General features: G+C 69.2%; 8 protein-coding genes and 3 pseudogenes. 9 read left to right on the top strand and 2 right to left on the bottom strand.

The features are described 5' to 3' along the window. Positions 1–95: 95 nt before the first annotated feature. The 4 genes and pseudogenes from ACFYOY_RS41040 to ACFYOY_RS41025 form a co-directional block, all read left to right on the top strand. Positions 96–278, top strand: a pseudogene (locus ACFYOY_RS41040) (alpha-L-arabinofuranosidase); the annotation flags it as partial. 227 nt (positions 279–505) lie between these two features. Beyond that, the gene (locus tag ACFYOY_RS41035; protein ID WP_351903724.1) at positions 506–658 is read left to right on the top strand and encodes a hypothetical protein; all 153 of its coding nucleotides are present in this window, start codon (positions 506–508) and stop codon (positions 656–658) included. A 133-nt stretch (positions 659–791) separates the two neighbouring features. Further along, a complete protein-coding gene (locus tag ACFYOY_RS41030; protein ID WP_388592808.1) occupies positions 792–1,343 on the top strand; it encodes an IS3 family transposase in 552 nt (183 codons plus the stop codon). A 546-nt stretch (positions 1,344–1,889) separates the two neighbouring features. Continuing rightward, complete coding sequence (locus ACFYOY_RS41025; protein WP_351903718.1) at positions 1,890–2,315, top strand: hypothetical protein; 426 nt, start codon at positions 1,890–1,892, stop codon at positions 2,313–2,315. Here ACFYOY_RS41025 and ACFYOY_RS41020 read toward each other — a convergent pair. Continuing rightward, positions 2,312–3,571 (bottom strand): YncE family protein, encoded by a 1,260-nt coding sequence (locus tag ACFYOY_RS41020; RefSeq protein ID WP_351903715.1) that lies wholly within the window; start codon positions 3,569–3,571, stop codon positions 2,312–2,314. The two genes, ACFYOY_RS41025 and ACFYOY_RS41020, sit on opposite strands and share 4 nt — an antisense overlap. 229 nt (positions 3,572–3,800) lie before the next feature. Between ACFYOY_RS41020 and ACFYOY_RS41015 the strand changes: the two genes are divergently transcribed. Further along, positions 3,801–3,935 carry a hypothetical protein gene (locus ACFYOY_RS41015; protein ID WP_388592803.1) on the top strand — a complete coding sequence of 45 codons (135 nt, stop codon included), beginning with the start codon at positions 3,801–3,803 and terminating at the stop codon, positions 3,933–3,935. Here the strand turns inward: ACFYOY_RS41015 and ACFYOY_RS41010 are convergent. Then, positions 3,932–4,468: pseudogene (locus tag ACFYOY_RS41010) on the bottom strand (right-handed parallel beta-helix repeat-containing protein); the annotation flags it as partial. The gene ACFYOY_RS41015 and the pseudogene ACFYOY_RS41010 overlap by 4 nt on opposite strands. On the opposite strand from ACFYOY_RS41010, the pseudogene ACFYOY_RS41005 reads away from it, so the two are divergent. From ACFYOY_RS41005 to ACFYOY_RS40990, 4 genes and pseudogenes are all read left to right on the top strand, one after another. Further along, a pseudogene (locus ACFYOY_RS41005) lies at positions 4,444–7,179 on the top strand (Tn3 family transposase); the annotation flags it as partial. The pseudogenes ACFYOY_RS41010 and ACFYOY_RS41005 overlap by 25 nt on opposite strands. Before the next feature lie 33 nt (positions 7,180–7,212). Then, a complete protein-coding gene (locus ACFYOY_RS41000; protein ID WP_351903697.1) occupies positions 7,213–7,794 on the top strand; it encodes a Tn3 family transposase in 582 nt (193 codons plus the stop codon). Next, entirely contained in the window at positions 7,773–8,102 is a 330-nt protein-coding gene (locus ACFYOY_RS40995) for a hypothetical protein (protein ID WP_351903694.1), read from the top strand. The genes ACFYOY_RS41000 and ACFYOY_RS40995 overlap by 22 nt, the downstream gene beginning before the upstream one ends. Before the next feature lie 43 nt (positions 8,103–8,145). Next, the gene (locus tag ACFYOY_RS40990) at positions 8,146–11,712 is read left to right on the top strand and encodes a tetratricopeptide repeat protein (protein ID WP_351903691.1); all 3,567 of its coding nucleotides are present in this window, start codon (positions 8,146–8,148) and stop codon (positions 11,710–11,712) included. Positions 11,713–11,903: the final 191 nt, after the last annotated feature.

Raw genomic sequence — 11,903 nt, 5'->3', positions numbered from 1 at the left:
AACCGCGCACCACATCGGCAGTCCGGGCAGCCTCTGACGGGGCCATCCGGACTCGCGTACTCAAGGATGACGAGGTCCCCATGCGCAGATGAAGTATCAGCCGCGGACATCTGTCCAGGGTGTTCGCCGCTGCGGTTGCGCCCCTCCTCTTGTTGGCGGCGACGCTCGTCGCCAACCCGGCTCAGGCTGCCACCAGCGGTGCCTTGCGCGGTGCGGGTTCCGGCCGGTGTCTCGATGTACCGAACGCCAACCAGACCGACGGCACGTACCTACAGCTCGGTGAACCGCCCCGGTTCGAATGGAGACTCGATTTCATGCAAGGTTCGAGTCATGGCACGACCTCCCCGTTACCCGCTTGAGCTCCGCCGTCGTGCGGTGCGCATGGTCGCTGAGGTGCGGCGACGACTACCCGAACGAGACAGCTGCCCTGCAGGCGGTTGCGGAGAAGCTGGACATCGGCTCCCGCGAGACGCCGCGGAACTGGGTGTAGCAGCACGAGGTCGACGTGGGGACGCGGCCGGGGACGACGACGGAGGAGTCCGCCCAGCTCAAGGCGCTGAAGAAGGAGAACGCCGAGCTGAAGCGGGCGAACGAGATCCTGAAGACGGCAGCGAGTTTCTTCGCGGCCGGGCTCGACCGGCCACACACGCGCTCGTAGCGTTCATCGACGAGCACCGGGACCACTTCGGCGGCGTCGAGCCGATCTGCGGGACGCTCACCGAGCACGACTGCAAGATCGCCCCACGTACTACGCCTACAAGAGACCGCTGGAAACCCCCTCCGCCCGTTCCGTGCGCGATGAGGAACGCAAGTCGCAGATCCAGGAGGTCTACACGTCCAACTACCCCGTCTACGGGGCCCGGAAGATCTGGCGCCAGCTGAACCGACAGGGGCATGCGGTGGCCCGCTGCACCGTCGAGCGCCTCATGCGCGAGCTCGGCACCACCGGCGCCGTCCGCGGCGAGAAGGCCATCACCACGATCACCGATCCGGCCGCCGGGCGGGCCCCGGACCTTCTCGACCGCGACTTCGTGGCCGGCGCCCCGAACCGCTGCTGGGTCGCCGACTTCACGCATGCCGCCGCCTGGTCCGGTGTCGTCTACGCCGCCCTCGTCGTGGACGGCCTGCCGCCCGTCATCACCGGCCGGCCGGCGGACGAGGCCGATACGGGCGCCGCGCTGGTGTCCCGGCCTCTCCCCGCCACTGGGCCGGCTTGTGCCGGTTCCACCGGGTGCCACGGTGGTCCTCGCCGAGTACCCGCACCGTGGCGGCCAGCAGCTGCTCGTACGCTTCCAGGGCCCCGGCCACATCACCGGCCTCCGCCCGTATGTCGGCCAGGGTGAGCCGGGTGACCAGCGCGACGTCGTGGTCGGCACCCCACACCCGCACCCGCTCCGCCGCGAACGGGCGATCACCCGGCTGGTGAACCCGGCGGGCAGCCGTACGCCGTTGGCGTCCGGCGAACCGAGCGCCCCGTACGGGCCGGCGCCCGGCTGCGCCGGTGCGGCGTACGCGGCGTCGCGCCACAGGGTTCCGCCGAGAGCTGCCGAGGAGCCGCCGATGACGGCGGCGCGCAGGGGGTGCGACGTTTCACGCTGGCTCCAAGGAGTGCAGTGACCGTTTCCCGCCGCCGGCCGACGGCGGGGTCCCACGGCCCTGAACCTAAAGAGGTATCCCATAGGCGGAATTGACAGGACCGGGACACCACATGACGCGGGTGTGGGTCCTCGCGCTCCAACCGGACGCCGCGCCCTGGGGCTGTCCATCGCCGTCGTCGGCCTGCTCGCTCTCTGGTGGTCCACCGCACACTGGGGCGACGCCATCACGGTGTGGAAGCTGACGCCGTCCCTGCTCGTGACCGGAGTCGGCTCCGGGCTGCGGTTCGCCCCTTGTCCGACGTCATCCTCGGCGACGCCACCAGCGAAGAGGTCGGCACCGGAGCGGGCGTGCTCAACGCCGCCCAGCAGTTCGCCAACGCCGTCGGCGCCGCCGCGCTCGGCACCGTGTTCTTCGCGCACGTCGGACAGCCCTCCACCCCGTCCTACTTCGCCGCCGCCCAACTGGTGTTCTGTGTCTGCCGCGGGTCCACGTCCTGGCGCTGTCGCTGGTCCGGCTCCTGCCCAAGCACTCCCAGCAAGCCCGCTCACCAACTCCTGTCGGGCGTCCTGATCGGCCTGGTCCGGCACCCCCTGCCCTCCACGGCCGAACGGCGAGTGGAATGCGGCGCCCAGGAGCCGCACGGCCCGGCGGGGGCCGCATTACGCATCGGCCCCCGCCGGGCACGGGTGCGCCGCGCCGCTCCGACGAACCGCTAGGAGGCTGACGGTCCGGTCCAGCCGGCCGCCACATGGCCGATGCGCACCCGCTGCGGGTGGTCGCCGACCGACACGGACGCGGTCTTCTCGCCCGTCGTGAAGTCGATGGCGGTGACGCGGTCGGCACCGCTCTCGGAGACGATGCAGGAGGTGCCGTCGCCGCTCACCGTCGCCCAGTACGGCTTCGAGGTCGGTACCAGGGGGCCTTCCTGGAGCGATTCGCGGTCGACGACGGTCGCGTAGTCGTCCATCGTCCCGGCCACGCACAGTTTCTTGCCGTCGGGGCTCATCGACAGGCCGTGGTGGCGGGAGTCGTTGACCCAGGTGGTGCGGTCCTCGCTGGTCGCCGGGTTCTTCGGGAGGGTTTTCGCGCGGGTGATCTTGTCTTTGGCCACGTCGTACTCCAGGAACCCGTTGAAGAAGGAGACCTGGAAGTAGAGCTTGGACTCATCCGGGGTGAAGGCGACGGGCCGGACGGCGTCGGACAGGTCCTTGCGGCCGAAGGCGTCGAGCCGTTCGCGCATGTCGATGACCTTGATCTGCCGATAGGTGTTCGTGTCGACCACGGTGATGTGCCGGTCGCCCTTCGTCCAGTCCATCGACGGATCGTCCAGGTCGGTGTTGACCTCGCCGATCGACATGTTCCAGAGGTACTTGCCGCCGTCGGTGAAGACGTTCTCGTGGGGCTTGTCACCGGCGGAGAACGAGCCGAGCTGCTTCCCCGTCTCGATGTCGAGGACATGCACCGTGTTCGACGTCGAAGCCGACACCGCGACGCGTTCGCCGTCGGGGGAGACGGCCATGTGGTCCGCGCGGAATCCCGACACGGGGAAGCGCCACTTGATTTTGCCGGTCGCGACGTCGATGGAGACCACGTCGGCGAAGCTGGGCCGGGAGACGACGATGGCGGAGCCGTCCGGGGTCGAGTACATGTCGTCCACGAACTGGTCGTGGCCTTCACCTGGCCCCAGCCGGATCCCCAGGAAGAAGGCGAGCTTGATGGGGTTGAGGTAGATCTCGGTGAGCCGCTGGTCCTTGTCCGGTATGACGTTGATGCGGCCGATCCTGGACAGGTCGCCAGTGGATTTGATGACGTCGGCGGTGCCGTCCCAGTTGTTGCCCACGAACATCACTTCCCGCAGGCCGGCCGCCTTTGACTGTGCGGAGCTCACCGCCGTGGAGCCGGCCAGGGCCAGCGTCACGGCGGCGGTCAGGGAGAGGAGCATTCGGGTGGAGCCACGGTGCTCGGGGGCCATGATCACTCCATGGGAGGTGGGGGTCTGTCATCGTCGGGGCGCCACCTACCGGAAAGTAATGAAGGCGGGTACCTCTCACAAGAGTTCCGACGGCAAAAAATGACTGGCCCTCAACTTCACGGTCTACTTGGACGGTTCGGAACCAGGGGAGCGCGATACCGGTGATCCCGCCCGTCCGCCCGTCCGTCACCCGGCCCGGTGGCACGGCGCCGGGGCCCGCCCCGGCGCCGTGCCCGCCACGCTGTCCCCCGCCGCCCGCCGCGCCTTCGCCCTGTACCGGGGCTTCATGCGCGCGGGCAGCGGCATGATCCGCCGTGACCTCCCGCTGGCCATCGCGAAGAAGGTGGCCATCGCTGGGGGCTAGCCGCCGAAGCTCACGCGGAGGCTGCCGTCCGTGGCGAAGGACCACTTCAGCGCGCCGGTGTAGGACGAGCACCGGGACCCGTTCGTCCCGGACCAGAACTGGTTCGAACTGTCCGCGTCACCGATGATGCGGTCCTTCGTCCCGCTGCTGCCGCCGCGGCAGGACACATTGTCCCGGAACACCGACGTGCCGCCGTCGAACGAGAAGTTGCGCTCCCCGTTGTCGATGCCGACGTTGCCCGACACCGACATATGGCCGGGGTTGCTGTTGTAGGTGAACCCGTGCTTGCCGTTGTGGTACGCGATGCTGCGGCGGATGACGTGGTCGACGGCGATGTCCGAGCCGCCCAGCTTGTAGCCGTTGCGGTCGCCGTTGGAGTTCTGGGTGCCGTCCGAGAGGGTGCCGTTGCCGTAGGAGAGAGAGTCCTCGATGGTCACCGGGCCGATGGGGCCGGTGTCCTTCTTGGTGTAGAGGTCCCAGCCGTCGTCGATGTTGTTGTGGGACACGTCGTAGCGGAACACGTTTCCGGAGCCAGGAGCGGCTGGCGGAGTGGCTGGCCGCGGAGCTGTGCCCGGTGGAACTCTCGCGCGAGCGCCTGATGGCGGCGGTGGTGGCCCGGTGCCGCAACGACCACATCGAGCCCCCGGCCCCGGCGAAGGTGCAGCGGCTGGTGGGCCGGGCGGTCACGGACTTCGAGGCCCAGTTCTGCCGCAGCAGGGTGGAACGGATCTCGCACGCGACGCGCTCCCGGCTGGAGGACCTGGTCGTCGGCAGCGGGGATGAGGTGGGCGAGGGCGCGGCCGGTGAGGACTCAGTGGCGGGCGGCGGTCGTTCGCACTTCGCCGAGTTGAAGACCGACCCGGGCGCTCCGGGGCTGGAGAGCCTGCTGGCGGAGGTCAACAAGCTCCAGCGGGTTCGGTGGCTGGAGCTGCCCGCGGATTTGTTCGCGGACGTGTCGGAGAAGCTGGTGGAGGCGTGGCGGGCGCGGGCGTCGAAGGAGTACCCGGTGAACCTGGAGCGGATGAAGCCTGCCCGGCGCCTCACGCTCTTGGCCGCGCTGTGCCATGTGCGGCAGACCGAGATCACCGACTCGCTGGTGGACCTGTTCATCCAGCTCGTGCTGAAGATCAACACGAGGGCGGAGCGGAAGGTCGACAAGGAGCTAAACGCCGAGCTGAAGAAGATCCGGGGCAAGGAGGGCATGCTGCTGCGGGTCGCGGAGGCGGCGCTTTCCGAGCCGTCCGGCACGGTGCGGCGGGTGATCTACCCGGTGGTCGGCGGGGAGAAGACGCTGAAGGCCCTGGCGGCGGAGGCTGCGGCGAACGAGGCCCGCTACAAGGCGCGGGTGCGCACGGTGTTGCGCTCTTCGTACTCGGCGCACTGGCGGCGGATGCTCTCGCCGCTGCTGGGTGCGCTGGAATGGAAGTGCAACAACACCGCGTACCGGCCGGTGATGGACGCGATCGACCTGCTCAAGCGGTATCTGGAGCAGCCGTTGAAGGAGGGGGCGTTCTTCGATCCGGCGGAGACGGTGCCGCTCGCGGGGGTGGTGCCCGAGCAGTGGCGGGCGGCGGTGGTGGACGACAAGGGGCGTGTCGAACGCATTCCGTACGAGCTGTGCGTGCTGGTTGCTCTGCGGGATGCGGTGCGCCGGTGGGAGATCTGGGTGGTGGGGGCGAACCGGTGGCGCAACCCGGAGGACGACCTGCCCGCCGACTTCGAGGACAACCGGGACGTCCACTACGCCGCGCTGGGTCAGCCGCAGGACTCCGGCGAGTTCATCACCGCCCTGCAAGAGCGGCTCCACACCTCGCTGGACCGTTTCGAGAGCGCTTTGGCGGAGGGCACGACGGGCGGGGTGGCCATCGTGAAGAAGCACGGTGAGCCGTGGATTCGGGTCTCCCCGCGCGGCAAGCAGGAGGAGCCGGAGAACCTGGTGGCGGTCAAAGGCGAGGGCACCAGCGACCTGCTGGACATCCTGAAGTACGCCGAGTTCGACACGGACTTCATCGCCGAGTTCACCTCGGTGGCCACCAGAGAGAACCTGTCCAAGGACGTACTGCGGCGCCGCCTGCTGCTGGTCCTGTTCGGCCTGGGCACCAACATGGGCATCAAGCGGGTCGCGGTGACCGGCAAGCACGGCGAGTCCGAGGCGACCCTGCGCCGGGTGCGGCACCTGTTCGTCAACCGCGCCAACATGCGCGCGGCCCTGCGCAAGCTGGTGAACGCCACCTTCGCCGCCCGGGACGAGATGTGGTGGGGCACCGGCACCGCGTGCGCCTCCGACAGCCGCAAGTTCGGCGCCTGGTCCTCCAACCTGATGACCGAGTGGCACCAGCGCTACCGCGGCCCCGGCGTGATGATCTACTGGCACGTGGAACGGAAGTCGGTCTGCATCTACTCCCAGCTGAAGTCCTGTTCGGCCTCCGAGGTCGCCTCGATGATCGAGGGCGTGCTGCGGCACTGCACCGACATGGAGGTGGACCGGCAGTACACCGACACCCACGGCGCGTCCATCGTCGGCTTCGCCTTCGCCCACATGCTCGACTTCAAGCTGATGCCGAGGCTGAAGAACATCGGCTCCGCGAAGCTGTACCGGCCGGCAGCCGGTCAGGACGAGAAGTGGCCGCACCTCGCGCCGGTGCTGTCCACCAAGACGATCAACTGGGAGCTGATCGCCCAGCAGTACGACCAGATCGTGAAGTACACCACCGCCCTGCGCCTGGGGACCGCGGAGGCCGAGCAGGTCCTGCGCCGCTTCACCCGCGGCGGCCCCAAGCACCCCACCTACCAGGCCATCGAAGAACTCGGACGGGCAGTGCGCACGGCGTTCGTCTGCGACTACCTCGCCGACGTCGAGATGCGCCAGGAGATCCACGAGGGCTTGCAGGTCGTGGAGAACTGGAACTCCGCGAACAAGGACCTCTTCTACGGCAAGGACGGTGACCTGGCCGGTTCGGACAAGGAATCCCAGGAGGTCAGCATGCTCGCGCTGCACCTGCTCCAGTCCGCCCTGGTCCACGTCAACACGCTGCTCATGCAGCAGGTCCTCGTCGACCCGAAATGGGCCGACACCCTCACCGACGCGGACCGGCGCGCACTGTCTCCGCTGTTCTGGACGCACGTGAATCCCTACGGCCGGTTCGAGCTGGACATGAACCGGCGCCTCGACCTGGACCTGACCGTCCGGACCATGCCAGGCCCACGCACCCCCGCCGATGAACCGACCGCGGTATCGGGGTAATGGCGGAGCGTCACCTCGGAACCCCGACTGGCGTTGACCCGGTATGCGCTCCAACCGACTCGCACGGATGTCGCCCGGCGAACGCGCGACGAGCAGGAGATGATCGTGCTCTGCCTACGGATCTTGCAATCGGCCCTGGTCTACGTAAACACCCTCATGCTTCAGGACGTCCTCGGTGAATCGGAGTGGGCCGACCTCCTTACGCCCGCCGACCGGCGTGGCCTGACCCCGCGCTTGTGGTCTCATGTCCGCCCGTACAGGGAGGTCAACCTCGACATGGACTCCCGTCTCAATCTTGCTGCGGCCACCGTGCCCGGCCCTCGGTTCCCTCTGGACGACCAGCCGACCCCATCCCGGGACCGGGAGAAGGCGGAGCCGCCGATGCAGCCAAAGCGGTGGCAGGGCCGTTCCAAAACCTGCTGCCTGTGCCGGGCGGCGGAAACGGTGAGTTCCAACGGCGTGCGGGGAACTGATGGTTGTGCGGAGGCGTCCTGTGTTATCAGTGAAGTTCATCCAATGCTGCTGAGGGCCCGCGTTGGTCGGCTGCGGGGAGGGGGTGAGTGGGTGTGTCGCGAAGCAGGAAGATCACGGTCATGGTGGTCGCGGTCGTGTTGACCGTGTCGACGCCGTTCTTCTGGCTGCTGGACAACCCGGATACCGGCCAACTGGTTGCCGCCTCAGTCCAGGGCGCCACCGGTATTGCCGCCCTGGCATGGGCGCTGATGCAGTCCTCAGCCACCCCACAGTCTGAGGTCGCGGTGGTCGATACCGGGAAGGCCAAGGCCACCGGTGGAGGCCGAGCGTCCACCGGCGTGCGACGCCCGCAAGATGCCGGGAGCGGGGCGATTCGGGCGGAGCGAACCGGGGACGCCACTGCGGACGGGCCTGACAGCAGCGCAAGTACCGGTATCGACTACAGCTGATCCCTGGGCCCGCAACACGTCACGAGAGGGGACTCTTCCTGCCATGAGGTTCCGGAAGCGCCGCTCCACGCCCGACCCGGATGAAGCCGGGCCCGAAGCCGAGGGCGGTGTACCAACGCACCCGGTGGTGGTTACGGACACCGGCGACGCCCACGCCCACGACGGGGCAACCGCGCTGACCGGCTACCGCGGACCAGTTCCAGAACATGCTGGGCCTTCGACCAGCAGGCTGGTGCAGGTATCGGGGACCGGGGATGCCACCGCGTCCGGGGGCGGCACCGCCATCAGCGGGTACGTCCACGAATTGATCGTGCAACAGGCCGCCCCGCGGGAACGGGCACCCTGGCCGCACCAGGTCGGCGTGCTCCCGCCCCGCGCCCTGTCGTTCCAGCACCGGGCCGAGGTCGACGAGTTGCGGGCGGTGGTCGACAGCGGGGGTACTGCGGTGCTCAGCCAGGTACTGACCGGGACCGGCGGGGTGGGCAAGACGCAGCTGGCTGCCGATTACGCCCGCACCGCCTGGGACAGCGGCGAGGTCGACGTACTGGTGTGGATCAGCGCGAGCAGCCGCTCAGCGATCACGGCCGGGTATGCGCAGGCCAGCGTAGAGGTCCTTGCCGCCGACCCCAGCGACCCTGAGCAGGCCGCGCGGGCGTTCCTGGCCTGGCTGGAGCCAAAGGCCGGCCAGAAGCCGTGCCGGTGGCTGGTCGTACTGGACGACGTCACGGATCCGGCCGATATACGTGGCTGGTGGCCTCCCGCCAGCCCGCGCGGCCGTGTCCTGGTCACCACGCGCCGCCGAGAGGCCGCCCTGACCGGCGCCGGCCGACGCCTGGTGACCGTGGGCTTGTTCACCCCCCAGGATGCCGCCGCCTACCTCACCGCCGTACTCGCCACGCACGACCGCCACGAGCCCGTCGACCAGATCAACAGCCTCACCGCCGACCTGGGACACCTGCCCCTCGCCTTGGCCCAGGCCGCCGCCTACATCATCGACACCAATGTCACCTGCGCCCGCTACCGCCGTCTGCTGGCCGACCGGCTCAGGAAACTGGCCGACCTGCTCCCCGAACCCAGCGCCCTGCCCGACGACCAAGCCGTCACGGTGGCGGCCACCTGGTCCCTGTCCGTCGAACACGCCGACCGACTCCGCCCCGCCGGCCTGGCCCGCCCCATGCTCCAACTCGCCGCGATGCTCGACCCCAACGGCATCCCCACCGATGTCCTGACCAGCCGGCCCGCCCTCACCCACCTCACCCGCCACCGCAACCCCGACACCCAGCAACCAACCCCCGCGACAACCGAGGACGCTGCAGGCGCGCTGCACGCCCTGCACCGGCTCAGCCTCGTCACCTACGCGCCAGGCCAGCCTGTTCAGGTCCACGGGCTGGTGCAGCGTAGCGTGCGCGAGCAGCTCCGGCCGGAACTGCTGGCCCGGACCGTCCAGGCGGCGGCCGACGCCCTGCTCCAGACCTGGCCGGAGCAGGAGCGTAACTTCGCCACCGGCCAGCGGTTCCGCGCCAACACCGAGGCTCTGCGGTCCCATGACGAGCACCTGCTGTGGCCGGACAACGATGTGCACGAGGTCCTACTACGGTTAGGCCAGAGCCTCGCCCGTGCGGGGCTCTACCAGCCAACGATGGACCACTACCGGCAGCTCGCGACCACCTCCGCGCAAAAGTACGGCGCCGGCCACCCCCGCACCCTCGCCTGCCGCAGCAACTCCCTCGCTTTCCTGAAGATCACCGCAAGCCCCGCAGAGGCCGTGGCGGCGTACACGGAGCTGGCCGCGGACTGCGCCCGCCTGGTCGGACAGGACGACTACTCCACCTTCAGAGCCCGCGGCGATCTTGCCGACGCCCGGGCCATCGGGGGCGACCTGGCCGGTGCGCTGGCCGACTACGAACAACTGCTCCTCGACCACCGGCGCGTCCAGGGCCCGCACCACCGCCGTACCCTCTCGGTCCGCTCCCAGATCGCCTCCCTGCACCGCGACACGGGAGACGCGCCACGCGCCACCGCCCTGTACAAGGAGCTGCTCGGCGACTGCCGGACGTACCTTGGCCCCCTCGACGACATGACCCTGAACGTACGCATGAAGCTAGCGCACCTACAGGGTGAGGCGGGCGACCCTGCCGGGGCCCGCGATCGGCTCGGGGAGCTGCTGGACGAGCACCTGGCGGCGTTCGGCCGCGACGACCACCGCACCCTGGTGGTGCGGCACGAGCTGGCCGACTGGCGTGCCGCCGCCGGAGATCCAGCCGGGGCCGCCGCCGAGCTGTCGGACATGATCGACGACGCCGTGCGGGTCCTGGGCGCCCACCACATCGACGTCGCCAATGCCCGCTACTCCCTGGGACTGCTGCGCGATAAGGCCGGAGACGCCAACGCGGCACCGGTCGGTATAGACGAGTCGGCCCGCTTGCTGGAGCAGATATTCGGGCCTGACCACCCGTTTGTCATCGGCCACCGCGGCGTGCTCCAGATGTGGCAGCACGGACTTACGGAGAGCGATCCGGTCACCGCCGCCGAGGCCCTCAAGGAGATGATTGCCGCCCTGCGCTCATTCTGGGGCCCCGACCACTCCCAAGTGCTGGAGATGCGCCGTTTCCTCCTAGGCGTCGAGGGCGTGATCGGCGACCCGGGCCAGACAGCCGAGGCGTTCACCGCGCTGCTCGCCGACTGCCGACGGGCCCTGGGCCCCGAGCACCCCCTCACCCTGGCGACCCGCACGGAGCTGGCCGACTGGCGCGGCGAGGCAGGCGACCACTCCAAGGCAGTCGCCGACCTCCGCGAACTGCAGGAAGACATGGCCCGGGTACTGGGCCCGCACCATCCAGAGACCATGCGCACCCGCAGGCTGCTTGCCCAGAAGCTGCACGCAGCGGGCGACACGGCCGCGGCCCTCACGACATACGAGGACTTGATCACCGTGCACAGCCAAGTGCTGGGCCCGGACCACCCGGACACCCTCCGGCTGCGCAGTGACCTTGCCGACTGCCGCTCCGACGACGCGGAGGCGGACACGATGATCCCGGTCTATCAAGAGCTGATCGCGGACTATACGCGCGCCCTTGGCCCCGACCATCACCATACGCTCGACATGCGCCGCAGCCTGCTCGGCTGCCGCGCGGAGGCGGGCGACCCAGCCGGGGCGGCCGAGGAGTGTCGCGAACTGCTCCGCGACTACCAGCGGCTCATGCCTCCCAACCATGTCGAGACCCTTCCCGTCCGCGCCACCTACGCCGAGTTGCTCGCGGACAGCGAAGACTTCGCCGGGTCGGTCACTGCGTACGAAGACCTGCTGCCGGTGATCCTGCGGATCGTGGGCCCCGACCACCTCGGCTCGCTGATGATCCGCGGCTGCCTGGCCGAGGCGCGGGCCCGGCGCGACCGCGCCCCGGCCGACGGCCTCGCCGCCTTCGCCGCGCTCTTCGATGACTGCCTGCGTGTCCTGGGCCCCGGCCACCACGTCACCGAGGCCACCCGAGTCTTCCGGGACGCCCTGCGCCAAAGTGGCTCGGCACTCCCGTCCACCACGTACAACAAGCTGCTGGACCAGTACGCGAAAGCCGAGCGCTCCGGCCGCACGATGCCCCCCGCCGGATGATCCAGTCTGCGGAGCTTGGCAGCCGGTCTCGCTCCGGTTCGGCTCGAAGGGGATCTCTGTCGTGCGCCAATCATGTCTGTAAACGATCGAATGACGACAGGCACCGCAGCTGTCCAATGAACCCGGGCTTTTCGGGGCTCGTTGGCGGCACGGATCCAATCAGATCCGATGACGGCTGACGACAGGGTTTG

Source organism: Streptomyces sp. NPDC007875, from assembly GCF_042868035.1.
Taxonomy (GTDB): domain Bacteria; phylum Actinomycetota; class Actinomycetes; order Streptomycetales; family Streptomycetaceae; genus Streptomyces; species Streptomyces antimycoticus.
Note: the sequence above shows the minus strand (reverse complement) of the source record. Positions and strands in the feature narration are given on the sequence as shown.

Bases quoted from the DNA above. Each gene is read 5' to 3' on its own strand.
- ACFYOY_RS40995 (WP_351903694.1), top strand. From the start codon at position 7,773: ATGGTGGTCGCGGTCGTGTTGACCGTGTCGACGCCGTTCTTCTGGCTG.
- ACFYOY_RS41020 (WP_351903715.1), bottom strand. From the start codon at position 3,571: ATGGCCCCCGAGCACCGTGGCTCCACCCGAATGCTCCTCTCCCTGACC.
- ACFYOY_RS40990 (WP_351903691.1), top strand. From the start codon at position 8,146: ATGAGGTTCCGGAAGCGCCGCTCCACGCCCGACCCGGATGAAGCCGGG.